The organism is Clostridium sp. 2218st1_F5_2218SCRN_220325 (assembly GCF_039062665.1).
GTDB lineage: Bacteria > Bacillota > Clostridia > Peptostreptococcales > Peptostreptococcaceae > Intestinibacter.
On record NZ_JBCLNH010000003.1, the window covers coordinates 78,525 to 105,169 of the forward strand.

Genomic DNA, 26,645 nt, shown 5'->3' on the forward strand with positions numbered 1-26,645 from the left:
TAAAATCCATATTAAAACTAATCTATTTATTCTAAATTATTATGTCCAAATAAATAAATTTCAAAAAGGGCTGTACTATAGTATTTTATAGTATGACAGCCCTCTTTATAATTTTATCTAACTACTACTGCTTTTTTACCAATAGTGTCATAAACATATTTAAATTGAGATTTTTTTATTTTTAATTTTCCTATACCTGGATCAGTTAAATAGTAATAATCTTCATCAAATCCAGTTAATGTTGTAACATGAAGATTTTTAGCAACCCATAGTTGGTCTGGTGTACCTTCATACCAATAACCCATTTCTGGATTTCTGCAATATGCTGTTACCCATACAATTGATGGATTCCCTTTCATTAATTCTTTCTCTAACTCTTCTACACTTGCACCTGTAATATCTGCACTATTTGGTCTATATTTTTTTGCAAGTGATTCTAGTGCAGGTGGATATATTGTTTGGAATATGCCTTCCTGTTTTTCGTATTGACTTCCAACAAATCCTAAGTTTGGATTTTTATTTGGTGACAGAGGCATTTCCTTTGCCATTTGTGTTTTTGTTACAGGTATTCCTCTATATCTTAAAAGTTGAGCTAGTGAAGTTGCTTCGCAACCCATTGGTAAATCTGGATATTGACTTATACGTGGAACATCAAGTATTACAGATTTAGGATTTGATGATACTTTGCTTAAATATTGGCTAGATACATATCCAACTTTTCCATTATAGTTTATCTTACTCCATCCATTACTTTCTGATATTACACTTACTCTCGTTGCTTGTGTTAAACTTCCTATTTTACTATAATTAGTTCCTGCTCCACTTCTTACATTTAATACACTTGTATTTACTTCTCTTAAAGCATTTTCTGATGTATTATTATCTGGAGTAGGATTGCTTGGTGTAGTATTTCCCGGTTTATTCGTTTCTGGAGTTGGATTTGATGATATTTTGATTAAGTATTGGCTAGATACATATCCAATTTTTCCATTATAATTTATTTTGCTCCATCCATTACTTTCTGATATTACATTTACTTTTGTTCCCTGTGTTAAACTTCCTATTTTACTATAATTAGTTCCCGCTCCACTTCTTACATTTAATACATTTGTATTTACTTCTTTTATAGTATTTCCTGATGTATTATTATCTGGAGTAGGATTACTAGGTTTATTCGTTTCTGGAGCTGGATTTGATGATACTTCGCTTACATATTGGCTAGATATATATCCAATTTTTCCGTTATAATTTATCTTACTCCATCCATTACTTTCTGATATTATATTTACTTTTGTTCCTTGTGTTAAACTTCCTATCTTACTATAATTAATTCCTGCCCCACTTCTTACATTTAATACATTTGTATTAACTAATTTTATAACGTCTGCAAAACTTATACTTGTGTTTGATATACCTGCAAACATCAATGTCGATGCTAAAGATGTTGTTATAACAATATTTTTTAAGACTTTTTTTCTATTCATCTCAATTCCTCTTTCTGTTTATATTCCCTATTTATAATATGTATTTAATTTTCCTATACTAATACTTAACCCTCATATACCAATATAAAATTTATTATGCTTTTGACTTATCATTAAATTTCAAAGTACTCTTTTATAACTTCTACAACACCATTTTCATCATTTGATTTAGCTTCATAATTACTTACTTCTTTTAATTTTGGATGTGCATTTGCCATAGCATAGCTATATTTACAACTTTGCATCATCTCATAATCATTTAGATAATCTCCAAATGCCATTGTTTCATCATAAGTCACATCATAGTATTCTTGAATTCTCTCTATTGCTGTACCTTTATTTACACCAACATTCATAAAATCCATCCATAACTCACCAGATACTGAAATTAAAAAATCATTTTCTACTTCATCAAATTCTTTAGATAAATATTTTTCAGAGCTTTCATCATGGAATAATGCTATTTTACATATTTTATCTTTACCTTCTTTAACTACATCTAAGACATCATCTACAACTTGTAATTTTTCATAGTAAAGACGTGCATTTTTTATAAAAAATTCACCCTTATTTTCAGTATATGCACTCTTTTCCCCGCATAAAATAATTGATGCACCATGTATTTTTCTAGCAATTTCAACTGGTTTAGTTAACTTTTCTCCATCAATTTCGCTTAAATATACAATTTCCCCTTTATCAAAAACCATTGCACCATTTTCACTTATATAAATTAAATCATGCTTATAATCTCTAAATTGTTTTTCAAGATTATAATATTGTCTCCCACTAGCTACAATAAATCGTACTTTCTTTTCATCCAATTTATCTAGCACATAATCTAACTCTTTCGGAACATTTTTTTGGCTATCTAAAAGAGTTCCATCCATATCAGTAGCAATTATTTTTATCATATCTATCTCCTCAATTCCCCTTATAAATTTAATATATTTCTAAATAATCTCTAGAATATTTTAGCATAACTAAAAAAACTTGCGCAATTAAAAAAGATGTATCGAAAAATAGATAAATTCTATACTTCGATACATCCTTTTTAATTGTAGTTTATAAGTACATATGTATAATACTGTAGTCAAGTTTAATATTATTTTCATTATTCATCATACCATTTTTTAAATCCTCTGCATTTTTATAAATACCTTCTAATATTATTGCTTTTATTTTTAATAAATTTAACATTTAATCCATCTCCTCTATTTTGTTTTATCAATTTTATAGCTATATTATCCAATTTCATTATTTAAAAGTTTTTAAAAATATGTTAACGAAATATTAATTCATATTAAATATCACATTTATATAAAATTACAAATCCTTCTATACTTTAACAAAACATTAACAACTCTATGTTATAATTCAAAATAATCAATAAGATTAAAATATATTTAACTAAATACTTATTGTAATGGGGGTAATTTTTAATGATTAATATTCTTGTAGTTGATGATGAAAAACACCAGAATAATGTTATTTGTTCTTATTTAATAAAAAATAACTTTAATGCTATCGGATGCCTAAATACCAATGATGCATATGATGTGATGTATGACAATCATATAGATCTAATTATTTCTGATATTATGATGCCAGGTATTGATGGATTTGAATTTGCAAAATCAGTTAGAGATATTGATAAAAACATTCCACTTTTATTTCTAACAGCAAAAGATGATATACAATCAAAACTTCGCGGTTTTAGTTTAGAGATAGATGACTATCTTGTAAAACCTGTTCAACAAATTCTTAATGCTACGAAAAAAATAATTAATGGCGATTTTAATGTAAGAATTGAACCAATGGATACATTCGGAAAAAGAAACGAATTAGATATTATAATTGATAACTTCAACGAAATGGCAGGAGAATTAGGCAGTATAGAAACTCTCCGTACAGATTTTATATCTAATGTTTCGCACGAACTTAAAACACCGTTATCAATTATTCAAAATTACTCTGCTTTAATGCAAGATGAGCGTACAACAGATTTAGAAAGAAAAGAATACTCAAAATCAATTTATGAAACATCACAAAATTTATCCAATTTAATTACTAATATTTTAAAACTTAATAAATTAGAAAATCAAAAAATATTTCTTGAAACTAGTGAATATAATTTAAGTGAACAACTTATCGAGTGTTTACTGTGTTTCGAAAGTATTTGGGAAGAAAAAAATATAAATATAGATGTAGATATTGAAGAAGATTTAATGTTAAATGCCGACAAAGAACTTACATCTATTATCTGGAACAATCTCTATTCTAATGCATTTAAATTTACTGAAGATAGTGGTGAGGTAAGCATAAAAGCTAAAAGTGAAAATAACTTTATAATTATATCAATTAGCGATAATGGTTGTGGTATGAGTAAAGATACCGGCAAACATATTTTTGAAAAATTTTATTAAGGCGATACTTCTCATGCTACAAATGGAAACGGGTTAGGTCTTGCATTAGTTAAACGAATTATAGATATTATGAATGCTGACATTTATATAGAAAGTACATTAGGAAAAGGGACAACTTTCACAGTAAAGTTAGATCTTAATAAAAATAAAATTTATAATATATAAAAATATAAGGGGGAAAACATATGAGTAAAGATGAAAAATTTGTGTATAGTTATTCAGCAAAACAAAAAAAAGAAATAGAAGAAATACGTACTAAATATCTTCCTAAAACAGAAAATAAACTCGATAAAATACGTAAACTTGATGAGTCTGCCACAAGAAAGGCAACTATCCAATCAATTGTAGTCGGCTTAATTAGTTCTTTAATATTTGGATTTGGATTATGTTGCGTTTTAGTATGGAAAGATAGTCAATTTATTCAGGGAATTATAATAGGAATAGTTGGTCTTTGCGGAATGCTTCTTGCTTTTCCATTATATAGTCATATTTTAAAAGTTCAAAGAAATAAAATATCTGAAAAAATAATTTCATTAAGTGATGAACTTATAGATGAAATGTCTATAAAAAATTCTTAATTAAATAGTTTTCTAGACTGTAGATTTATTACAGATGCAAATTTATCTTCAGTCTTTTTTATTTTAAAAAAGAAATGATCTAATTTTATTATATTTATAAAATATGTTCAAAAAAATACCTAGATATAAATCTAGATATTCTCAAAACTTATTTTATCCATTAATTCTAGTATTTTTTCTTTTCCTCTAAGTTGGTCATACCAATTAGTTGGTATATCATCAAATCCATATATAATTCCTGCAAGTCCACCTACAACAGCAGCCGTTGTATCAGTATCATTGCCCAAAGCTATAGCTTTTTTTATAGCATCTTTATATGAGTTACTTTCTCTTATAACCTTAAAAGCACTCTTTAGACAGTCAATAACATATCCTGTTCCTCTTTCTTCTATTATTCCGTCGGGTAAAATATTATTTTCAAATTCATCTAAATAACTCTTATTGTCACTATATATTCTTTTTAGAGAATTTATCCCTACTGAATATGCTTCCTCAAAATCCATGCCCTCGAGCAAGTATTTTGCGATTAAATTATAAAATGCACAACATACATGATTACATATATTTCCGTGTGTAATCATTGCTTGTTCATGAGAATCAAAAACTAACTGTTCATCACTTCCCTCTTCAAAAAGTGCTAAAGCTAGAGTCCTCATCAAAGCTCCATTTCCTTTTCCCTCAGGTATACATAGCCCTGAATATCTAGGACTTGTTCCTCTTGCATACTCAGTTAATGCCTGTAAGGTCTGTCTTCCAACATCAAAAACTTCACCATCAACAGCCCATAAACCATGAGATACCCATGCTAAAAGTTTTTTTGCTGCATTGTCGATATCAAATCCATCACATTCTATATAACTATCAATAAGGCACAAAAATTGTGCACTATCATCTGAATATGTACCAAAAGGTATATCAATATACGTCTTTCTAAAATAATCTGGTGCTACCATATCAATTTTATCTATGTTTGGAATGTTTTCTTTAGGTGTAAATTCATATGGTACTCCTACAGCATCACCGATTATTAATCCCCAAATACCACCTAAAACCTTATTTCTTGGATACGACACTTTATTCATAAAACATGCCTCCTTTAAAATAAACTTCCTATACTATATTATAGTCTAAAAACTTACAATTTTTATACGTTTTTAGTTATTTTTTATTTAATAGTCGTAACTTTCTTTTGTTTTTAGGTTTTCACAAAAAAAATAGTTGGTGTATATCACCAACTAGAATTTTTCTAAAATTCGAACCTTGTAAATTTACTCAATCCGATTTTATCAAAATTTCTAAGAAATTTAAAAGCATAACTTATCGTTAAACATTTAAATTTTAATCAATATTTGAGATTGAAATGTATATTGAAAATATTAAGGAAGATAATCTTATTATAAGAATTCTATCTTTTAATAAAATCCCCTTCAAAACTTTTAAAATTTTTTTAGTTTTAGTTTTACAATTTTCCTTACTTTTCTTTTTTATTTAATTTTATTTAAATTACATTTTATTCTTTATTTACTATATATATTTTTTTAATTAATCACTTAAAAATATATACTCGAAATTACAAAAAAATAAAAGAAAGAAGATAGTCCCGCTCCCTATCCGCTTTCCTTTTAAATGTTTAAAACATACTATAATATATTATTTCTTTATAAAATTTATTCCATAATTTCTTGTCCTTCTTTTATTTTAATTTTAGTTACAAGGATTTTATGTTAAAATATCAAAATAAATATATAATTTTTATCACGAGAAATTATTAAATTTACAATAAATTAAAATATACGTTTATTTAAAAAATATATTAAAGGAGGGCAACATGTATAAGATTTTAATTATTGAAGATGATGAGATCATTGCAAAATCTATTGAGAAAGAAATGAATAATTGGGGCTTTGTCGCAAAAAAGGTAACTAATTTTCAAGATATAATCCCTGAATTTGTTGAGTTTAACCCACAACTAGTTTTATTGGATATTACTCTTCCATTTTTCAATGGGTATCACTGGTGTAGCGAAATTAGAAAACTTTCTAAAGTTCCAATCGTATTTATATCATCAGCCTCAGATAATATGAATATTGTTATGGCAATGAATATGGGTGGTGACGATTTTATATCAAAACCATTTGATTTACATGTATTAATCGCAAAAACACAAGCTATACTAAGACGTACATATTCATTCTCTACTCAGACAAACTTATTAGAACATAATGGTGCAATTTTAAATATAAATGATAACTCTATTTCTCATAATGATGAGAAAGTGGAATTAACAAAAAATGAGTATAAAATACTACAAACTCTACTAGAAAACAAAGGGAAAACTGTAAGTAGAGATAACCTTATGATCAAATTATGGGAAACAGATAACTATGTTGAAGAAAATACATTAAATGTAAATGTGACTAGACTAAGAAAAAAACTAGAGTCAATTGGTCTCTCTAATTTTATCAAAACAAAAAAAGGAATCGGATATATTATTGAATAAGGAGAATTGTTATGAATAATTATGAAATTAAATTTACATACATAACATCAAAATATATAAAGCAATATATAAAACCTATTCTTCTTTTTATATTATTTACATTAGTATTTTCCTTAGTATTCGTTTTATATAATATATCTACTGAACCAGTAATATATGCTTCCCTTTTGTGTTGCTTTATTGGCTTAATTTGTATATGTATAAATTTTATAAATTACTATAAAAAACATATAGCATTATATAAATTACAAAATGAAATTTATATTTCTTTAAATAATTTACCAACTCCAAAAAATTTAATTGAAGATGATTATACTAATTTAATCTTAAATTTAAATGATGAATATAAAAACTTTATATCTAAATCCGATAATGCACAAAAAGATATGATTGATTATTATACAATGTGGGTTCACCAAATCAAAACACCTATTTCTGCTATGAAATTATTAATACAAACTTCTGAATGTGAAGTTTCAAGTGATCTTTCATCGGAATTATTTAAAATTGAACAGTATGTAGAAATGGTTCTTTCATATATTCGACTTGGTAGTTCCGAAAATGATTTTGTAATAAAAGAATATAATTTAGACGATATTATAAAGCAAGCTATTAGAAAATATGCTCCTCTTTTTATAAGAAAGAAAATAGCACTTAATTTCAAAAATACAAATTATACAGTTTTAACTGATGAAAAATGGCTTGTATTCGTAATAGAACAAATACTTTCTAATGCGATAAAATATACAACTAAAGGTACAGTCTCTATTTATCCATTAGAAAATAAAAAACTTGTTATTGAAGATACTGGAATCGGAATTTCAGAGGAAGATATACCTAGAATATTCGATAAAGGCTTCACTGGATATAACGGTAGAACTAACAAAAAAGCAAGCGGACTTGGTCTTTATCTATGCAAAAATATACTAGATAAATTATCACATAAAATTTCTATTGAATCTGAAGTTGGGGTAAAAACTAAAGTTATACTTGATTTATCAATGATTGATATAAATATTGAATAATTTTTTATTGAGATTATTAATTTTTCAATATTTATCTATATTAAAATTTAAAATTACAGTAATGTAAGGTTATGCGGGGAAATGTAAGCCAAAGAAATGGTATTGCATTTCCCTATTTTGTTATAATTAACTCATAAATAAGAAATTACTATAATTTAAATAAAATGGAGGTCATTAAAATGGCAATGTTGCAAGTAAATAATTTAAAGAAAGTTTATACAACACGCTTTGGTTCAAACCACGTTCAAGCTTTATCAGACGTATCTTTCTCTGTTGAACAAGGTGAATATGTTGCTATAATGGGTGAATCAGGTTCTGGTAAAACCACTTTACTTAATATATTAGCTTCACTAGATAAACCAACTAGTGGTGAAGTTTTACTAAATGGAAAAAATATAGTTTCTATAAAAGAAAAAGAAATCTCAGCATTTCGTCGCAATAATTTAGGATTTGTATTCCAAGATTTCAATTTATTAGATACATTTTCACTAAAAGATAATATTTTTCTACCTTTAGTTTTATCAGGTAAAAAATACAACGAAATGAATTCACTTTTACAACCATTATCAATTAAATTAGGAATAAACTCTCTTTTAGATAAATTTCCTTATGAGGTTTCTGGTGGTCAAAAACAAAGAGCTGCTATAGCAAGAGCGCTTATAACTAAACCTCAATTAATTTTAGCAGATGAGCCTACTGGTGCATTAGATTCTCACTCTGCAGACGAATTATTACAATTATTCGAGGATATAAATGAAGATGGTCAAACAATAGTAATGGTAACTCATAGTACAAAAGCTGCCAGTACTGCAAAACGAGTTCTATTTATAAAAGACGGTAAAGTATTCCACCAACTTTATAGAGGTTCTTCAACAAAACAAGAAATGTATCAAAAAATTTCAGATACATTAACTATGATTGCTACAGGTGGTGTTAAAAATGAGTAAATTCTTTTATTTTAAATTAGCAATTACCAACATAAAGAAAAATGCAAAAACATATATACCATATATGATTACATCAATAATGACAATCTGCATGTTTTACATTATTTGCTCATTATCAAACAACCCTGATTTAAGTAAAGTCAGCGGAACTGACTCAATGGTTACAGTATTATTTTTAGGTACAATTATATGTGGAATTTTCGCAACAATATTCTTATTTTATACAAATAGCTTCCTTATGAAACGTAGAAAAAAAGAATTTGGACTTTATAATATTTTAGGAATGGAGAAAAAGCATATTTCTAGAGTTGTACTATGTGAAACAGTTATTATAAGTTTAGTAAGTTTAATTTTTGGTATATTAGTAGGTATTTTATTTGATAAATTAATGCTTTTAATCTTACTATCAATGTTTACAGTAAAAGTTCCACTAGGATTTTATATATCACCACAATCACTAAAAACTACAATTATATTATTTGTAGTAATATTTGTTGTTATATTCTTAAATAGTATTAGACAAATTCATCTTGCTAAACCTATAGAATTATTACACGGAAGTTCTGTTGGTGAAAAAGAACCTAAAGCAAAATGGATAATTGCCTTACTTGGATTTATCTGTTTAGGATCAGGATATTATATAGCTGTTAAAACTACTAATCCAATAGCTGCATTAAGTTTATTTTTCGTAGCTGTAATACTAGTAATAATAGGTACTTATCTTTTATTTACAGCTGGAAGTATTGTATTATTAAAAGCTCTACGTAAAAATAAAAATTACTATTATAAAACAAAAAACTTTATATCAGTATCAGGTATGATATATCGTATGAAACAAAATGCAGTAGGACTTGCTAATATATGCATACTATCTACAATGGTTTTAGTAATGATTTCATCTACATTCTCTTTATGGTACGGAATGAATGATATCATTAATAATTATTATCCAACTGAATTTCAATTTTCACCATCTAGTCACTCAGACAAGGATATAAAAGAACTAAAAACTTGGATAAATAATACACTCGATGATTTTAATAAAAAGCCAATAGATGAAATGGAATATACAACTTTAAACTTTGCTGGTATAGAAAAAGAAAATTCTTATATAATAGATAAGGCTAACCCTGTGTATTCTAATAGTGTTGATGATATAGGTACTTTATCTTTTATCACTCTTGATGATTATAATAAATTATATAACTCAAATAAAAAATTAGATGATAATGAAATATTTATCTCCTCTAACAGAGATAAATATAACTATGATACACTTAAAGTCTTTGATTATAATTTTAAAATAAAAGGTCATTTTGAAGATTTTCCTATAGATAAATATGTAGCTGCCAATGTTGCAAAAAATCATGTTGTTGTAGTTAAGGATATGGATATTTTAAATAATCTATATAAATTACAGAAAAAAGAATACGGTAAAATGGCATCAGATATTCAATATTTCTATTTCTTCAATGTAGATGCAGATGCAAATACTGTATTAAAAATAAATGATAAGTTCTATGATGAATTAGAAACTATGAGTTCTTATCCAGAAGACACAAATAAATATGTTTATAATGGTAAAATAGATTGCCGTGAAAGTTCTAAACATGACCTTATTGGTCTTAATGGTGGACTATTATTTATAGGTGTATTCTTAGGAATACTGTTTACAATGGCTACAATATTAATTATGTATTATAAACAAATATCTGAAGGATATGATGATAAAGAGCGTTTTGCAATAATGCAAAAAGTAGGTATAAGTAATAAGGAAATCAAACAATCAATACATTCTCAAGTGCTTACAGTTTTCTTCTTGCCACTTATTGTCGCAGGAATTCATGTATCATTTGCATTTCCTTTTATAACTAAGATACTAGCTATATTAAATCTTACAAATATAAAATTATATGCCATAGCTACTTGTGGAGGCTTCTTACTATTCGCAGTCTTTTATGCTATAGTTTATAGAATTACAGCTAGAAGTTACTATAAAATAGTAAGCTAAATTTACAAACACTATTCAAATTAATATATATTTATTCTTTAATAAGCATGTCGTATAAATTTATGGCATGCTTATTTTTTCAAATAAAAAAACTCCTAAATACCCACCTTTATTTAAGAGTTTTCTTTTATTTTATCCATATTCTTTTTTAAATAGTCTATAAGATCTACAACGCTATCTGTATAACAATCTGCACCTATCTTTTCTCTAAATGCCTCACCTACTGATGCTCCACCAATAAATACATGTACTTTTTTTCTTAGTTTTCTTTCTTCTAATAAATTCATAACTGTTTTCATTTCTCCCATTGTCGTTGTCAATAATGACGACATCATAAGAATATTTGCGTTATTATCTTCAATTGCATCTACAAATTTTTCAGCAGGTACATTTGTACCTAAGTCCACTATTCTAACATCTAACGTTTCTAAAAATATCTTTATCACGTTCTTGCCTAAATCATGTATATCTCCATATACAGTCCCCATAACTATCACTATGTCATAATCTTTGTCTTTCTCTTTCAAATAGGGTTCTATTATTTTGTAACCAGATTTAAATGAATTCATAGCTAGTAATACTTCTGGTATAAGACACTCATTTTTTTCTTCTTTCTTTGCAATTAAGGTTAATGCATCCATTAAAATATTTTTTAATATGTATTTTGGATTATATCCTACTAAAAGAGATTTCTTTATATACTTTACAACCGAGTCATCGTCACCTTCAATCATAGATTTTTTGATTTTCTCACAATAATTCATATAAATTTCTCTCCTAAAATAATACATTTTATATATTATTAATTTGACATTTGAGTTTGTTTATCCTATAAAAACTTGATTTTATTTTAAAAAATAGGGAGTTAGATATAATAAATACCCAACTCCTAACAATTATATAATTCCTAAGTGTTCAACTAATATCTTACATCCTAATAATATAAGTATTACACCTCCGACAATTTCAGCTTTTGACTTATACTTAAGACCGAATACATTTCCGATTTTTACGCCTATTGCTGAACAGGTAAATGTCACTATACCTATAAAAGATATTGCTGGTACTATTTTTACATTTAAAAATGCAAATGTTACACCCATAGCTAATGCATCTATACTTGTTGCAATTGCAAGTAAAAACATTGTTTTAAATCCTAGAATATCTTTCATTACACTGTCTTTTTCTCTACTTAATGCAACTTGACCTGTTGGTGATATTGAACATGAATTAGCAGAATATGATATATTACATTGTTCTTCTGCATTACGTTTTAAGTTTCTTATTTCTGTTTCTTCTTCCTCATCATCTTCAGTTAATGCCTCTTTAATCATATTAACTCCAATTAAAGCTAGTAATATAAATGCTATCCAATGGTCCACGCTAACTATATACTCTCTGAAATTTACTCCAAGTAGATAGCCAATTAGCGGCATTAATGCCTGGAATGCTCCAAACCATAACCCAACTATTCCTGCTGATTTTAAGTTTATTTTTGGTAAAGCAAGACCTTTACAAATTGATACAGCAAAAGCATCCATCGATAACCCTACTGCTAGTATAAAAAGTTCCAATAATCCCATTATTTTTCCCTCCTTTAAAATTAAAAAAGACCCATAGACAATAAAGCGTTTTTTAATAAAACACTTTATTATCCATGAGTCTCGCTTTTTAATGTAATACCGGATTTTGCAATCATTATGTCGACATTACAACGGCTTAGCCGCAAACTACTCCCTCATAGGAGTTATTTAGTTTTAATCCGTTTAATTATTTAGAACTTCTTTATTATAAAATATCCCAATAAAATCTGTCAATTATTTATATATAATATTAGTAAAAAATCAATATTATTCCTGTTATTGTCATTTAATTATATGGATTTTATAAATATATATGTATCGTTATTAGACTCTTCTTCACTATACTTATAGCCCAATTTGTTAAAGCTTTTTAATCCATCTAAAGTGGATATATTATTTTCAGCTAAATATCTAACCATTTCACCTCTCGCCATTTTTGCAAGTGTGCCCTTTTCTATTATTTTTTCGCCTTTTAATTCTCCAAATACACATGTGATGAATTTTATATTTGGTTGATTTTTTATATATTTACTTACGCATTTACTATATTCTTTTGATGCTAAATTAATTATTACATCATCTTCTTCAAATAAATTGTTTGCTATATTATCTGACCAAAATTCGTATAGATCTTTATTTTTATGATTTATAAGTTTTGCCTGCATCTCAAGTCTATATGGAACAATACCGTCTAATGGTTTTAAGATGCCATAAAATCCTGATAATATTCTTAAGTTAGATTGCAGGTATTCAATTGCATCTTGGCTGAGTACACTTGGTCCCATATATTGATATTGAATACCTTCATATGAAAATATTGCTGGAGTTAATCTATAATTTAAATCCATATCTAAAACTCTGTCGTAATTTAATTGAGCTAGTTTATCGCTACATTTCCACATAGTTTTACATTCTTCATATGATAAACCTTTTAAATAATTCATTAGTTCTTCTGCTTTATTTAAAAATACAGGCTCACTTCTACACTCAAAAATATCATCATCTATATTCATTTTCTTTGCTGGTGAAATTATAATTTTCATAATAATACCTCTTTCATTATTTTTCCCCTTTCCTTCTATCCTAAATACTTTTTATAAATTCATCAATTATTAAATTATTTTCCTCACTATCTTTCCACAAAAATTCTGGATGCCATTGAACTGCCATAACAAATTTTTTGTTTGGCATACTAACTGCCTCTATCAATCCATCTTCGGATATTGCATTTGCAATTAATCCTGGTGCTAAATCTTTTATAGCTTGGTGATGATAACTGTTTACGTATAATTTATTTACACCAACTATTTTGTGTAATATCGTATTTTCTAAAACATTAACATTATGAACACCTCTATTATAAGGCTTTTCCATTGTATGATTAATATTTGATTTATACTCAGTTTTTAAATCTTGATATAATGTGCCACCCAATAGAGAATTAAATAGCTGAATTCCCCTACAAATGCCCAATATAGGTTTATTATTTTTAATAGATTTTTCAAATAGATATTTCTCCATTTCATCTCGTCTGTCACATTGCAATCCACATGTATCTTTCTTTTTCTGATTATAAAGTTTTGGATTTATATCATGACCCCCTGTAAATAAAATACCGTCTACTAATTCAAAACACTTGTCCAAATTCTCTTTGCATGTAGATAAAGGTAGTATCATTGGAATTGCATTATTATTTTCTAATACATCCATATATCCTGGTAACATCCATATACTTTCTTTTTCATCATCCCAAAGAGGAATAACCCCTATAATTGGTTTCATATTCCTACCCCCTTAAATTATATAATATTTTGTTTTTGTTATAGATTTAATAAATAATATATCTTTTAATTATTAAAATTTCCACTTAATAAAAAAAAGCATAACATTTTTTCTGTTATGCTTAAGTTATAAAAAATATTATTTATAAATTCTTTATAATAAATTTTATATTATATCAAATCATATATTTTGCATATTATAAAATTGTTTTTATTGCATCTTTCCAACCATTATATTTTTTTTCTTGTATATTATTACTCATTTGTGGGTTATAAACTTTTCTTTCTATATTACCAAATATACTTTCATTATAAATACCCAAAGATAATCCAGCTGCATATGCTGCTCCTATAGCAGATAATTCTTCTGTATTTGGAACTAAAACACTTCCACTTAAAATATCACTTTGAAATTGCATCAAATAATTATTTTTTGTTGGCCCACCATCTACTCTTAATTCCTTAACCATTACTTGCGTATCCTCTTCCATAGCACGTATTATATCTATAATCTGATATGCAATACACTCTATTCCTGCACGCACAATCTCATTTTTACTTGTATTCCTCGTAATTCCAAGTAAACTACCTTTTATATTACTATTCCAATATGGTGCTCCTAAACCTGTGAATGCGGGTATAAAATATAATTCATCATTATCTTTAGCGTTATAACATAATTCCTCTGTTTCATTAGGTTTATTTATTAATCCCACATTATCTTTTAGCCATGAAATAACTGCCCCTGTATAATTAATATTTCCTTCTAGAACATATGTAGTTTTTCCATTCATTCTCCATCCCAATGATGTCACAACGCCATGCTTACTCATAACTAAATTTTCGCCTATATTCATCATAATAGATGAACCAGTTCCATAAGTAGCCTTTATCATGCCTGTTTGTAAACATCCCTGTCCAAACAAAGCACTATGAGAATCCCCCATATTACTATGAATAGGTATTGGTTTATTAAAAAATCCCTCAAAATTTGTATCTCCAAAATAGCTATTTGAATCACAAACTTCTGGTAACCATTTAGTATGAACTCCAAAAAGTTCACATATATCTTTATCCCATTCAAGAGTATGTATATTAAATAGTTGTGTTCTCGATGCATTTGAGTAGTCAGTTTTATATGATTTACCTTCTGTCAAGCAATATATCAACCATGTATCAATTGTTCCCATACACAAACGATTACTTTCAGCCATATCAGATGCCCCTGTTACATTTTTTAGTAACCAAGATAATTTTGATGCTGGAAAGTAAGGAGATAGCTGCAAACCTGTGCGTTCTTTTATAATTTCTGATGCATCTTTGATTTTTGGATTTTCACAAATATCTTTTGCTCTATTACATTGCCATACAATAGCATTAGCAAGAGGTTTCCTATCAAATCTATCCCATATTAAAGAGGTTTCTCTTTGATTGCTAATACCAATTCCAACTACATCATTTTTATTAATCCCAGATTCTATTACTAAATTTTTTACTAAACTAACTGTATTTTTATAAATTTCTTCTGGATTATGTGATACCCAACCTTTATCATTAATAATTTGCAAATGTGATAAATCTTTTCTATTAATTAACTTTCCTTTTTCATCAAATAATACAGCCTTTGTTCCTTGTGTACTTTGATCAATACTAATGATATATTTCCCCATATTTTTACTCCGTCCTTAATTATCTTAATTTCATTATTTCATCTACTTTTGCCACTATTCCATTTGCTGTAAGACCGTAGTATTCAAAAACTTCTGATGATGTTCCTGTCACAACAGGAGAATCCGGTAATGACATATTTATTACTGTTTTAGGACATTCTCTACTTATTACTTGACTTACCATAGAACCTAGACCTCCAAATAGAGCATGTTCCTCTATTGTTATTATTATATTTACATCATATGCTACTTTTAATAGTGTTTTTTCATCTAGAGGCTTAATACAGTACATATCTATAACTGCAACACTAATACCTTTTTTATTTAATATTTCTGCAGCATCTTTGGCTGGCTTTACCATTTCACCACACGCAATTATTGCTATATCGCTTCCTTCATTAATTACTACAGCTTTATCCATTTCAAATGGTACATTGCCTTCTTCATAAACATCATCCACAGCATTTCTGCCAACTCTAATATATGCTGGCTTTTCATCTGTTACTAGTTCTCTCATTAAACACTCCGTTTGCAATCTATCACTTGGTATGTATACCCTCATATTAGGTATTGCTGACATAGATGCAATATCTTGAACTGAGTGATGACTCATCCCTAATGCTCCATAACTTATCCCTCCACTAATTCCAATTAATTTAACATTAGTATCTGAATATGCAACATCAACTTTACATTGTTCATAACTTCTAGTTGATAAGAAACATGCTGGTGATGCAGCATAAGGTTTTTTACCACACTTAGCTAAACCTGCTGATATACTAACTAAGTTTTGTTCTGCTATCCCTATTTCTACAAATTGTTTTGGTAATTCTTCTGCAAACTTTGTAAATGATGCACTCCCTCTAGAATCACTACATAATGCAATAATATCTTTATCTTTTGCTGCCCTTTCTAGCAATACATCACATATAACTTGTTTATTAGCTATACTAGACACAAGCTAACACCTCTTTTCTTTGTGAAAACTCTTTTTTTATTTGTGTTAATTCTTCCGCTGTAGGTACTTTATGATGCCAATTCGCTTTATTTTCCATAATAGATGCCCCTTTTCCCTTGATTGTATTTGCAATTAATACTGTAGGTCTACCTTTTGTATTTTTTGCTATTTCAAATGCATTACTCAATTGATCAATATCATTACCATCTTCTACATCAATTACGCTCCAACCAAAACTTCTAAACCTCTCATGTAAATTATCATGCCCCATAACATCTTCTGTGTTCCCTGAAATCTGTAATCTATTTCTATCAACTACAGCACATATATTATCTAGTTTGTATTGACTAGCAGCCATAACCCCTTCCCAAACAGATCCTTCTGCTAATTCTCCATCTCCCATAACAGTATAAACTCTATAATTTTGTTGATTCATTTTTGCTGCCAATGCCATTCCCACACATACAGGAAGGCCATGCCCAAGTGAACCTGAGTTCATTTCAATTCCTGGAAGTTTATTATTTGGATGCCCTATATACGGAGATTTAAATTTACTAAAGTTTTTAATAATATCTTCAATATCTAAGAACCCTTTTCTTGCTAGTACTGCATAATACGCCTCCGCTGCATGCCCTTTACTTAGCACAAATCTATCTCTATCAGGACTATTTATATTTTCTGGGCTAATATTCATTTGTTCAAAATATATTACTGTTAAAATCTCCATAACACTCATATCTCCACCTATATGACCCGCTTTTCCTTCAACAATCATATCTAGAACATCTTCTCTTAACTCATATGCCAATGTTTTTAAATTTCTCATATTTATTCTCCCCTCAAATATGCCTTTATATCATCCTCTATTGGATCATATAAATCTGGTTTTATACCTATGTACTTACATGCTTCATATAAGACTGGAACAATATTTTTATGTATTCCTACGCAGTGATGAATATAAGGTCCTTCAACAATCTTTGCCTCAAGGCGTTTAATATTATCAACCTCAATCCAAAGATATGTTCCCATCCCCTTTGGTCCATCTACACCTTTTGCATTTCCTAGCAATAATGAGTACTCTCCATTATCTCCATCAAAACGACATAATGTAATATCACCATGTTTTGCTTCTGCTGTTAAGCTACCTGGATAGTCAAATGCTAACGGGTAAGTTAGTTTAGGTTTTTCATTTGCTACTGATATTGGCCATGGACCACAATGTTGCAATAATTCCCCATTTTTAATATCTGGATGACGTATAGTCCAATCGGCAAAAAATCCTCTTGCTTCATCCATTCCTGCTGCTTCTACCATTAACGCTGTAATTGCCCCATGTATATCAGTTTCACAAACTATAGGAATTCCTTTTTCATTTAATATAGCATTAGAAGCACATGGCATAATACCTAGTTCTTTTTGAAGCGCATTCCAACATTGAATTGCACCTGCCTGACATCCATATTTCTCAATTAAATTTTCCATAGCTATAGTTAACGCTGCTACATTCTCTACTTCATTTTCTTTTACCATAACATCCATATTGTTGTTTATATATGAAATCATGTCTTTTAACTTATTCTCATCTGTTTTCACATATTTAACTTCTTCTATAAGCTCTGTCATTGGTATTGGAGCAAGTTGAATATTAAATTTTTCTAGTAATTCACCCTCATTGCACATAGTAGTCCAAAAATCAAAAGGTCTCGTAGAAATTTGAAGAATTCTCATATTTTTAAATACTTTTACAACATTACAAACTGAAATAAAATCTCTTAATCCTCTTTCAAATACAGGGTCGTCTAATCTACAATTTGTTAAATATGTAAATGGTATTCGGAACCTTCTAAGAATTTTTCCTGTTGCAAATAAACCACATTGTGTATCTCTAAGTCTAATACCATTCTTGTCTGGTCTTTCATCTAATGGACCCCATAATACCACAGGAACATTTAATTCTTTTGCAAGCCTTGCGCATACATATTCTGTTCCAAAGTTGCAGTGAGGCAAAAACAGTCCATCTATACCTTCTTTTTTAAACTTTTCAGCAATTTTCTTTACGTCATTATCAACATAAAGAAGTCCTTCTTCATTTATATCATCTATATCTACAAAATCTATATCTAGTTCTTTAAGTTTTTCTGCTATCAAATCTCTATATTTACTTGCATCTGCTGCACTAAATATACTCCTTCTTGTTGGAGCATACCCTAGCTTTATTTTTACCATATTACTCCCCCTTAAGTTAGTCTAAATATTCACCATTTGTTGTAATAACCTTTTTATACCATTCAAAAGAATCTTTCTTGCGACGCTTTAAATCGCCTGTTCCATCATCATATTTATCAACATAAATCATACCGTAGCGTTTTGCCATTTCACCTGTTGATGCTGATACAAGGTCAATACATCCCCATGGAGTATATCCTATAAGGTTTACTCCATCTTTTACAGCCTCTTTCATTTGATTAATATGTTCACGTAAATACTCTATGCGATATGTATCATGAATACTTCCATCAGCTTCTAATTTATCTACTGCGCCTAAACCATTTTCAACAACCATAATTGGCAAACCATATCTATCATATATTTCATTTAGACTAAATCTTAATCCTTTAGGATCTATCTGCCATCCCCACTCACTAGATTTTAAGTATGGATTTTTAATCCCATTCATTAAATTTCCACCTGCAGTAGAATTAAGTTCTGGATCTGATGATATACAATTACTCATATAATAACTACATGTATAAAAATCTACTGTTCCTTGTTTTAAAACTTCTACATCATCTGCTTCCATCCTTAAATCTATATTATTTTCTTTAAAATATCGTTTAATATATCCTGGATATTCCCCTCTAACCTGTACATCTGAGCAAAACCAGTTAAATATCTGCATTCTTTTTTGAGTTGCTATTATATCATCTGGATTACATGTATAGGGATAAAAAGTGCCAAATAAACTCATATTCCCCATTACAAAGTGGGGATAATTATCGTGTGCATATTTCACAGCTTTCGCACTTGCAACTAATTGATGATGTAATCCTTGAAATCTTTCTTGTTTATTATCCTCTACTTCATTTATTGGTCCCGAATATCCCCTAATTGTTCCAAGAGATAATACACTTCCCATAGGCATTGTTCCAGCATTAATTTCATTAAATGTAAGCCAGTATTTTACCTTATCTTTATATTTTTCAAATATAGCTTTGCAGTAATTCATATAATAATCAATACATTCTCTACTTTCCCATCCATTGAATTTTTCTACTAATGCATATGGCATTTCATAATGAGATATAGTAACTAATGGTTCAATACCATATTTTCTACATTCATCAAATACATTATTATAAAACTCAAGTCCTGCCTCATTTGGTCCATTTTCTATTCCTGTCGGAAATATTCTAGTCCATGCAATTGACATACGAAATATTTTAAATCCCATTTCAGCAAACAATGCAATATCTTCTTTATAATGATGATAAAAATCTGTTGCTTCATGACTAGGATACAAAGTTCCTGTTTCAAATACCTGTGTAATTCTTTTAGGTGTTGTATGTGTACCATTAGTACACATATCTGATACAGATGGACCTTTTCCATCTACATTCCATGCACCCTCATACTGATTTGCAGCAGTAGCACCGCCCCATAAAAAATCTTTTCTGAATCCATCCATACCTCTTTATCTCCTATCTAATATTTCCTACTATTTCACCTAAATTTATTTGCTCATCTATTTTAAAATTAATTTCTTTATATTCACTTGAATTTACCAAAAGAAATGCACTTGTAGTTTGATATCCTGCTTCTATAATTTTATCTAAATCGCATTTCATAATATTTTGACCTACTTTAACATCGTCTCCAACTTTCACCAAAACATCAAATCCATTACCATTCATATTAACTGTATCAATACCTATATGTATTAAAAATTGTCTTCCATCATGAGCCTCAATCGAAACCGAATGTTTTGTATCAGATACTATCATAACCTTTCCATCAACTGGTGAAGTCACCTCACCTCTATGCGGAATTATTCCACATCCATCTCCTAAAACTCCTGATGAAAAAACTGGATCTGGAATTTTTTCTAATGAAACATATTCACCTGTTATTGGTGCATATACTAATTCACAATCATGTTTTTTATCTTTTTCTTGACCCTTGAAGATTTTATTAAATAATGACATTTTTTCTCCCTTACCTTTACCTATTATTTTGTTTTCCAAGCCATTCCCATAGTGTTACTGCTTTTCCATCATAAATTACATTTGTTCCATCTAATTCTGTATAACAGTCATCATTAAATGCATGAATCCAAACTCCATGATTAAAATATTTTTTCGGACTACCATCCTGTTCTTTATATTTACCTGTAAGATCTATTACTTTATTAAATAAACTAAAATGTACATTTTCTGCTTTAGCCTCTTTTAATTTGTTGTAGAGATATAACGATGTTTCATCAACATCTACTAACTCATCCCCTTTTGCATGAACAAACCAAATAGGAATATTTTTTAAATCATCAATCATTTTATTAGTTACATTTTCCTTAAAATACGGTGCACATACTGCAATCGCTGCAGCAAAGAATTTTGGATATTCTTTTAATAATTTTATAGACATAAATCCACCATTAGATAACCCTCCTATATAGATGCGATTTTTATCTATATACTGTTTATGATTTTCAATAAATTCTTCTATTAGTGTTATCAGAGGTTCTACATATATACTTTCATTAGATCTTCCCAATTTTTCTTTTCCATCATCCATCCAAACTGTGGGACATTGTGGAACAAGTACCCACGCTTCACCGCCTAATTTTTTTTGAATTTCTTTTGAAGATATATTATTTACTTTATTTCCTGTATATGCTACTTTTGTAGTTGTTCCACCTTCTCCAGCTCCATGTAACCAGATTACAATAGGAATTTTCCTTGAAAACTGCTTATCTTTTTTATAAGAATTATTTAAATCACATTTATATTCGAAGTCTATATTTGGAGTATAATATCCATATCTTAGGGGTAGTACTTCATGCTTACTAATATCTTCACTCCATCCTGTAAGCTGAGGACATATATCCTCTATACAATTATCAAAAACCAATCCATTAGTACTATTATCATCAGAAAAATTTTTAAGTTGGGTAATTCTATAATAGTTAGTTAACCATTCACTCGCAAATACATCTCCAATAATCCTTTTATTTAGATACTCTTCTTTTAATTGCAATGCAACATAATTTGATTTATGTTGTTCATTTCCGTATGAACAACATGGATACACATTAGATATCACTGGATATCCTTTTAACAATCTTTTTATCCCTGTTTTTTTATCCTTTTTCATTAATATTTTTCCTGTATATAAATCTCTACATTCTGCATATACATTAAAAGAATCTATGCTAAGATCATTTTTTGTGACCTCACATGGTAATTGTAAAATAAGCTTTGTTATAAATGGCCCATAATCAGTCATAGTTGTAAAAGTTTTATAATTTTTCATTTTCTTCTTCCTATCTTTCTATAACAATTAAAATATCCTTTACGAACGAACATTGCTCTATTGTGGTAATACCATCTTTAACATTAACTTCTGGTTGAGCAATAAATCTACTTGAAAGTTCTATAGTTTGTATCTTTGCATATGTACAGTCTTCATTTAACTTAATCTTTTTACTATATGGAGCATAAATTAAACTTACTTTTCCGTTTGGAGTTGTTGCCATTCTAATAGCTTCTGATTTTTCTAAAAGTCTATTATCTATTTTTAATTCAGTTATATTTCTATCCTTTAAGAAAGTAACTATATATGCATAATCCCATGCACCTGTAAAGTTTAATGCTTCTTCCCATGGTTTTGCCTCTTCAAATCCTTCTCCAATTGCCGGATTGGATGGCATGCCTACTTTTTGCCATCCCCATACGCCTTGTGCACCATATGTAATTCCAGCATTAGCACCTGATAATATACTAGTCCACGCTACTTTTCTTATATCATAAGTATCATATACTCCATATTGTCCACCACTATAACTAATTTGTTCATAACATGGTTCCGAATTAATTAATGGTTTTAATGGATATTTTTCTCTAAATTCCTTTGGCATTGTATATGGTTTTTCAGGGAATTGATTATTATGTCCAGTTTGATACATATAAAAGTCCAGCTTTTCTGCTAATTGTTGTGGTAAATAAGTATATCTTCCCTTAATATGCATTGTCTTTAATGTATTTGGACTTAATTTAGTTAATTCATCTAAAGCAATTTCATAATATTCTATTGTCTCTTTTGTTTCTAAATCAGTATCACCACTAATAATATAAATTGGATTAAATTTATCGAATGTTTCTGATACCATCTTACAATATTCTGGTATTAATTTTTTTGGCATAATATTGTCTGAAATCATATTTGATGCCCATGTATTAGGTACAAAATTACTCCATAGAACAACTAAAGCAAGTTGGAATCCTTTATCTACAGCTTTTTCACACATATTTTTTGCATGTTCAAAATACTCAGCAATCATACCCTCTTCAAAATCAAACTTGCTACCATCTTTAGATTTAAATGGAAATAACTCACAAGGTACCCAACAGCGATCCCACTGTGGAAGTATATTAATTTGTAGTGTATTAAATTGTTGTTGTTTTCTTTTTTTTAAGTAATATTCCCATTCTTGTTCTGTTACATTTGTAAAAGCACTCCATATTGTATCAGCAAAGTATAAAAAAGGTTTTCCTTGCTTTTCAAATCCTAATTTATTTTTTGATATACTTAAATATGACATATTAATTCCCTCTCTACATTCTTATATATATTTAGTCTAGTTGACTTCTTCAATCATTTCATCCTCGAAATCATTATTTTCTTGAATCATTTTATCGTTAAATCCAAATAAGTATGTACAAACAAGTGGGCCAAAGAATGCTATTAAAGATCCTATTACAAACGCTGAGAAGCCTTTACCTATATATCCTCCCCAAGTAAGTATACTTAAGCTTACACCTGCTGATATTGAACCACACCCGGCAGCTGCCATTATTGCACCAGCTACTCCACTAAAAAACATAACAAATTTGAATGGTTTCTTGTACTTTAATGTTACTCCATACATAGCTGGCTCTGTAACTCCTGCTAAAAATGCTGCAATAAATGCTTGTCCTGATATATCCTTTAATCCAGTATCTTTTGTTTTTAAAAATACACCTAATGTAGCACCTGCTTGTGCAAAATTAAGTGGTCCCGTTAGTGAAATTAATGTTTCCCTACCTGTTAATGCAAATTGGTTCATTCCTATCGGTATAAATCCCCAATGAATACCAAACATTATTGTAAGTGGCCATAATGCACAGAATATAAATCCTACTGGAATTGGTGCTATTGCAATAGCTGCTGATGTAGCATTAGCTACTGATGTACCAATTATATCTGTAAGTGGTCCAATAACTAATACTGTTGAAGGAACAACAACTAATAATGAAATTAATGGATAGAATAAATCTCTAACAGCATTTGGTAAAATCGTTTTCATAACATGTTCAATTTTAGATTGTGCATATACTGCCACTATAATTGGTAATACTGTTGACTGATAACTAATTAATGTTACTGGAATACTTAAGAAAGAAAGAGCTTCACCATTTTGATAAGCTGTTGCTAAATCTGGATACAATAGTGCTGCTGCTATAGAAATTGAAATAAATTTATTAGCGTTAAACTTTTCTGCTGATGTAAATGCTAAAAATATAGGAAGAAATACGAATGTTCCATTTGCAGTTGCATAAAGTATACGATAAGTGCCACTAGTATCCGACATAACTCCAATTGTTGAAAGCACAATTAAAATACCTTTTAACATCCCTGATGCTGCTAATGCTGTAAGTACTGGTGTAAAAATACCTGTTATTGTATCAATTAGTATCGTCCCAATATTTTTTTTATCATTTTGTCCAGTATTATTTTCTTTTATTTTACCTTCTTTATTGCCTAAATTCCCAGTTATATCTAATACTGCTTTATATACTTGTGATACATGTGTTCCTATAACTACTTGGAATTGTCCTCCACTCTCTACTAATGAGATTACACCTTTTAAATTTTTTACACGTTCTCTATCAGCCTTTGAAGTATCTTTTAAAGAAAAACGTAATCTTGTCATACAGTGTTTTAAACTGTCTATATTATCAGTTCCCCCAACACATTTAACAATATCTCTAGCCAATTTACTATAATCTTTGTCTGCCATACCTTTAGATTCCTACCTTTCATTTTTTATTAATTATTTACTGTAATAGTATCATCGCAATTACTTTATTTCAATTTAAAATAAAGTAATTTTTACTTTATTTTTGCTTTATTTTATATTTTTTGTTATTATTTACTATTTATTCGTTATAATAATTAGTAATAAGTATAAATTTTCACTTTATTTTTATCTATATATTTACTTTATTTTTATAATAAATATATTTTAAAGGAGACATACTATGCCTAATATAACAGCCAAAGAACTTGCAAAAAAATTAAATATTAGTGCCACTGCTGTATCCATGGCATTAAATAATAAACCTGGAGTTAGTACAAAAACAAAAAATCGAATTATTGATGCAGCTGAAAAATATGGATATGATTTTTCTAAATTAACATCTAGGAAAAATAAATCTGGTTCCATCTATGTTTTATGGTATCGTTCAGGAAATGTTATTACCTCTTATTCACCTATTTTTAATGAATTAATGGAAGGTATACAGGATGAATGTTCTAATCAAGGATACAAAGTAAACTTTATACACCATTATGATAAAATAGAGAATTTACAAATAGTTATTGATGAGTTGAGAGTTTCTGATTGTTTAGGACTTATTGTTCTTGGAACAGAACTTGAAAAGTCAGCTACAGAAAAAATTTTAACATTGCATATACCAATAGTAATTCTAGATTCATATTTTGAATCACTTAATTGTAATTATGTATTGATTAATAATCGACAAGGTGCTTATATTGCAACAACCCATTTAATAAGAAAAATACAATCACAGCCTGGACACTTAAAATCTTCTTATCCTTTAAGAAATTTTAAAGAAAGGAATGATGGATTTACACAAGCATTAAGAGATAATGGTTTATCTCCATCGCTTAGTATAATACATTCCTTATCTCCATCTATAGATGCAGCTTATTCTGATATGCTAGAAATTATTGATTCTGGTAAGCCCTTAGCTAAATGTTATTTTGCTGATAATGATTTAATTGCTATAGGCGCTATACAGGCCCTAAAGGCTCGTAATTATACAGTTCCCGATGATATAGCTATCGTTGGATTTGATAATATATCAGAATCATCAGTTATTGATCCTGGATTAACTACAATTAACATTCCCCGTCAACATATGGCAAAATTATCAGTAAAAAGACTTATAGACAATATAAACGAGGCTAGCCCATTTTATTCAAAAACAGAAGTTTCTATACAGTTGATAGAAAGGAATTCTGTTTAAAATTTAAATATAAAAAGAGGTTACATCCCTCTAATAAGACAAAAAAAGCATAACATTTTTTCTGTTATGCTTAAGTCATATTTTGTTATCAATCTATATTTTATAACCCTTTAAAATATAGATTGATAACTATAAAAATATTTTATGTTCCTATA

Annotated in this window: 23 protein-coding genes and 1 pseudogene; 7 read left to right on the plus strand and 17 right to left on the minus strand. The window is 28.5% G+C overall.

Translation table 11 applies throughout. From position 1 onward, the window contains the following. Positions 1-113: 113 nt before the first annotated feature. The 3 genes from ABCM86_RS02935 to ABCM86_RS02945 all read right to left on the minus strand — a co-directional run bounded on the left by ABCM86_RS02935 (position 114) and on the right by ABCM86_RS02945 (position 2,681). Positions 114-1,484: an SH3 domain-containing protein gene (locus ABCM86_RS02935; RefSeq protein ID WP_343003448.1), complete on the minus strand. Its 1,371-nt coding sequence runs from the start codon at positions 1,482-1,484 to the stop codon at positions 114-116. Between the two features lie 113 nt (positions 1,485-1,597). Continuing rightward, positions 1,598-2,395, minus strand: a complete 798-nt coding sequence (locus ABCM86_RS02940) for an HAD family hydrolase (protein ID WP_295677144.1) — start codon at positions 2,393-2,395, stop codon at positions 1,598-1,600. A gap of 151 nt (positions 2,396-2,546) precedes the next feature. Beyond that, a complete protein-coding gene (locus tag ABCM86_RS02945) occupies positions 2,547-2,681 on the minus strand; it encodes a hypothetical protein (RefSeq protein ID WP_295677140.1) in 135 nt (44 codons plus the stop codon). A 242-nt stretch (positions 2,682-2,923) separates the two neighbouring features. Between ABCM86_RS02945 and ABCM86_RS02950 the strand changes: the two are divergent. Together ABCM86_RS02950 and ABCM86_RS02955 are read left to right on the plus strand one after the other, a co-directional pair. Further along, positions 2,924-4,072: pseudogene (locus ABCM86_RS02950) on the plus strand (hybrid sensor histidine kinase/response regulator). A 20-nt stretch (positions 4,073-4,092) separates the two neighbouring features. Beyond that, entirely contained in the window at positions 4,093-4,485 is a 393-nt protein-coding gene (locus ABCM86_RS02955; protein WP_295732790.1) for a hypothetical protein, read from the plus strand. A 131-nt stretch (positions 4,486-4,616) separates the two neighbouring features. Here ABCM86_RS02955 and ABCM86_RS02960 read toward each other — a convergent pair whose 3' ends face one another. Beyond that, the gene (locus ABCM86_RS02960) at positions 4,617-5,567 is read right to left on the minus strand and encodes an ADP-ribosylglycohydrolase family protein (protein ID WP_295763320.1); all 951 of its coding nucleotides are present in this window, start codon (positions 5,565-5,567) and stop codon (positions 4,617-4,619) included. Between the two features lie 746 nt (positions 5,568-6,313). Between ABCM86_RS02960 and ABCM86_RS02965 the strand changes: the two genes are divergently transcribed. The 4 genes from ABCM86_RS02965 to ABCM86_RS02980 all read left to right on the plus strand — a co-directional run bounded on the left by ABCM86_RS02965 (position 6,314) and on the right by ABCM86_RS02980 (position 10,968). Next, positions 6,314-6,985, plus strand: coding sequence for a response regulator transcription factor (locus ABCM86_RS02965; RefSeq protein ID WP_295677102.1), 672 nt, complete (start codon positions 6,314-6,316; stop codon positions 6,983-6,985). Positions 6,986-6,996: 11 nt separating this feature from the next. Continuing rightward, positions 6,997-8,010: a sensor histidine kinase gene (locus ABCM86_RS02970; protein ID WP_295677100.1), complete on the plus strand. Its 1,014-nt coding sequence runs from the start codon at positions 6,997-6,999 to the stop codon at positions 8,008-8,010. A gap of 179 nt (positions 8,011-8,189) precedes the next feature. Next, on the plus strand, positions 8,190-8,957 hold the full coding sequence (locus tag ABCM86_RS02975; protein WP_195929473.1) for an ABC transporter ATP-binding protein: 768 nt from the start codon (positions 8,190-8,192) through the stop codon (positions 8,955-8,957). Next, positions 8,950-10,968, plus strand: a complete 2,019-nt coding sequence (locus ABCM86_RS02980) for an ABC transporter permease (RefSeq protein WP_295779339.1) — start codon at positions 8,950-8,952, stop codon at positions 10,966-10,968. The genes ABCM86_RS02975 and ABCM86_RS02980 overlap by 8 nt, the downstream gene beginning before the upstream one ends. Positions 10,969-11,081: 113 nt before the next feature. Here the strand turns inward: ABCM86_RS02980 and ABCM86_RS02985 are convergent, their stop codons facing one another. The 13 genes from ABCM86_RS02985 to ABCM86_RS03045 form a co-directional block, all read right to left on the minus strand. Beyond that, the gene (locus tag ABCM86_RS02985; protein WP_295763316.1) at positions 11,082-11,732 is read right to left on the minus strand and encodes a cobalamin-dependent protein; all 651 of its coding nucleotides are present in this window, start codon (positions 11,730-11,732) and stop codon (positions 11,082-11,084) included. 132 nt (positions 11,733-11,864) lie between these two features. Further along, positions 11,865-12,551, minus strand: coding sequence for a manganese efflux pump MntP family protein (locus ABCM86_RS02990; protein ID WP_195929470.1), 687 nt, complete (start codon positions 12,549-12,551; stop codon positions 11,865-11,867). Between the two features lie 290 nt (positions 12,552-12,841). After that, positions 12,842-13,594 carry a peroxide stress protein YaaA gene (gene yaaA / locus ABCM86_RS02995; protein WP_295677092.1) on the minus strand — a complete coding sequence of 251 codons (753 nt, stop codon included), beginning with the start codon at positions 13,592-13,594 and terminating at the stop codon, positions 12,842-12,844. Positions 13,595-13,634: 40 nt separating this feature from the next. Beyond that, the gene (locus tag ABCM86_RS03000; RefSeq protein ID WP_195929468.1) at positions 13,635-14,333 is read right to left on the minus strand and encodes a gamma-glutamyl-gamma-aminobutyrate hydrolase family protein; all 699 of its coding nucleotides are present in this window, start codon (positions 14,331-14,333) and stop codon (positions 13,635-13,637) included. A gap of 196 nt (positions 14,334-14,529) precedes the next feature. Then, positions 14,530-16,002, minus strand: a complete 1,473-nt coding sequence (locus tag ABCM86_RS03005; protein WP_343003449.1) for a glycerol kinase — start codon at positions 16,000-16,002, stop codon at positions 14,530-14,532. A gap of 19 nt (positions 16,003-16,021) precedes the next feature. Then, positions 16,022-16,960 carry a transketolase C-terminal domain-containing protein gene (locus ABCM86_RS03010; RefSeq protein WP_343003450.1) on the minus strand — a complete coding sequence of 313 codons (939 nt, stop codon included), beginning with the start codon at positions 16,958-16,960 and terminating at the stop codon, positions 16,022-16,024. Further along, a complete protein-coding gene (locus ABCM86_RS03015; protein ID WP_343003451.1) occupies positions 16,953-17,786 on the minus strand; it encodes a transketolase in 834 nt (277 codons plus the stop codon). Before ABCM86_RS03015 ends, ABCM86_RS03010 begins: the two co-directional genes overlap by 8 nt. 2 nt (positions 17,787-17,788) lie before the next feature. Continuing rightward, positions 17,789-19,189, minus strand: a complete 1,401-nt coding sequence (locus ABCM86_RS03020) for an L-fucose/L-arabinose isomerase family protein (protein WP_343003452.1) — start codon at positions 19,187-19,189, stop codon at positions 17,789-17,791. A gap of 16 nt (positions 19,190-19,205) precedes the next feature. Further along, positions 19,206-20,648 carry a glycoside hydrolase family 1 protein gene (locus ABCM86_RS03025; RefSeq protein ID WP_343003453.1) on the minus strand — a complete coding sequence of 481 codons (1,443 nt, stop codon included), beginning with the start codon at positions 20,646-20,648 and terminating at the stop codon, positions 19,206-19,208. 13 nt (positions 20,649-20,661) lie between these two features. After that, on the minus strand, positions 20,662-21,165 hold the full coding sequence (locus ABCM86_RS03030; RefSeq protein ID WP_343003454.1) for a PTS glucose transporter subunit IIA: 504 nt from the start codon (positions 21,163-21,165) through the stop codon (positions 20,662-20,664). A 16-nt stretch (positions 21,166-21,181) separates the two neighbouring features. Next, on the minus strand, positions 21,182-22,492 hold the full coding sequence (locus ABCM86_RS03035; RefSeq protein ID WP_343003455.1) for a prolyl oligopeptidase family serine peptidase: 1,311 nt from the start codon (positions 22,490-22,492) through the stop codon (positions 21,182-21,184). A 10-nt stretch (positions 22,493-22,502) separates the two neighbouring features. After that, complete coding sequence (locus ABCM86_RS03040) at positions 22,503-23,780, minus strand: DUF4038 domain-containing protein (RefSeq protein WP_343003456.1); 1,278 nt, start codon at positions 23,778-23,780, stop codon at positions 22,503-22,505. 36 nt (positions 23,781-23,816) lie between these two features. Beyond that, positions 23,817-25,238 (minus strand): PTS transporter subunit EIIC, encoded by a 1,422-nt coding sequence (locus ABCM86_RS03045; RefSeq protein WP_343003457.1) that lies wholly within the window; start codon positions 25,236-25,238, stop codon positions 23,817-23,819. Between the two features lie 241 nt (positions 25,239-25,479). Between ABCM86_RS03045 and ABCM86_RS03050 the strand changes: the two genes are divergently transcribed. Continuing rightward, positions 25,480-26,490: a LacI family DNA-binding transcriptional regulator gene (locus ABCM86_RS03050; RefSeq protein WP_343003458.1), complete on the plus strand. Its 1,011-nt coding sequence runs from the start codon at positions 25,480-25,482 to the stop codon at positions 26,488-26,490. Positions 26,491-26,645: the final 155 nt, after the last annotated feature.

Excerpts from the sequence above, each read along its gene's own strand:
- ABCM86_RS02935 (WP_343003448.1), bottom strand. The coding sequence starts at position 1,484 with ATGAATAGAAAAAAAGTCTTAAAAAATATTGTTATAACAACATCTTTA.
- ABCM86_RS02940 (WP_295677144.1), bottom strand. The coding sequence starts at position 2,395 with ATGATAAAAATAATTGCTACTGATATGGATGGAACTCTTTTAGATAGC.
- ABCM86_RS02945 (WP_295677140.1), bottom strand. The coding sequence starts at position 2,681 with ATGTTAAATTTATTAAAAATAAAAGCAATAATATTAGAAGGTATTTAT.
- ABCM86_RS02955 (WP_295732790.1), top strand. The coding sequence starts at position 4,093 with ATGAGTAAAGATGAAAAATTTGTGTATAGTTATTCAGCAAAACAAAAA.
- ABCM86_RS02960 (WP_295763320.1), bottom strand. The coding sequence starts at position 5,567 with ATGAATAAAGTGTCGTATCCAAGAAATAAGGTTTTAGGTGGTATTTGG.
- ABCM86_RS02965 (WP_295677102.1), top strand. The coding sequence starts at position 6,314 with ATGTATAAGATTTTAATTATTGAAGATGATGAGATCATTGCAAAATCT.
- ABCM86_RS02970 (WP_295677100.1), top strand. The coding sequence starts at position 6,997 with ATGAATAATTATGAAATTAAATTTACATACATAACATCAAAATATATA.
- ABCM86_RS02975 (WP_195929473.1), top strand. The coding sequence starts at position 8,190 with ATGGCAATGTTGCAAGTAAATAATTTAAAGAAAGTTTATACAACACGC.
- ABCM86_RS02980 (WP_295779339.1), top strand. The coding sequence starts at position 8,950 with ATGAGTAAATTCTTTTATTTTAAATTAGCAATTACCAACATAAAGAAA.
- ABCM86_RS02985 (WP_295763316.1), bottom strand. The coding sequence starts at position 11,732 with ATGAATTATTGTGAGAAAATCAAAAAATCTATGATTGAAGGTGACGAT.
- ABCM86_RS02990 (WP_195929470.1), bottom strand. The coding sequence starts at position 12,551 with ATGGGATTATTGGAACTTTTTATACTAGCAGTAGGGTTATCGATGGAT.
- yaaA (WP_295677092.1), bottom strand. The coding sequence starts at position 13,594 with ATGAAAATTATAATTTCACCAGCAAAGAAAATGAATATAGATGATGAT.
- ABCM86_RS03000 (WP_195929468.1), bottom strand. The coding sequence starts at position 14,333 with ATGAAACCAATTATAGGGGTTATTCCTCTTTGGGATGATGAAAAAGAA.
- ABCM86_RS03005 (WP_343003449.1), bottom strand. The coding sequence starts at position 16,002 with ATGGGGAAATATATCATTAGTATTGATCAAAGTACACAAGGAACAAAG.
- ABCM86_RS03015 (WP_343003451.1), bottom strand. The coding sequence starts at position 17,786 with ATGAGAAATTTAAAAACATTGGCATATGAGTTAAGAGAAGATGTTCTA.
- ABCM86_RS03020 (WP_343003452.1), bottom strand. The coding sequence starts at position 19,189 with ATGGTAAAAATAAAGCTAGGGTATGCTCCAACAAGAAGGAGTATATTT.
- ABCM86_RS03025 (WP_343003453.1), bottom strand. The coding sequence starts at position 20,648 with ATGGATGGATTCAGAAAAGATTTTTTATGGGGCGGTGCTACTGCTGCA.
- ABCM86_RS03030 (WP_343003454.1), bottom strand. The coding sequence starts at position 21,165 with ATGTCATTATTTAATAAAATCTTCAAGGGTCAAGAAAAAGATAAAAAA.
- ABCM86_RS03035 (WP_343003455.1), bottom strand. The coding sequence starts at position 22,492 with ATGAAAAATTATAAAACTTTTACAACTATGACTGATTATGGGCCATTT.
- ABCM86_RS03040 (WP_343003456.1), bottom strand. The coding sequence starts at position 23,780 with ATGTCATATTTAAGTATATCAAAAAATAAATTAGGATTTGAAAAGCAA.
- ABCM86_RS03045 (WP_343003457.1), bottom strand. The coding sequence starts at position 25,238 with ATGGCAGACAAAGATTATAGTAAATTGGCTAGAGATATTGTTAAATGT.
- ABCM86_RS03050 (WP_343003458.1), top strand. The coding sequence starts at position 25,480 with ATGCCTAATATAACAGCCAAAGAACTTGCAAAAAAATTAAATATTAGT.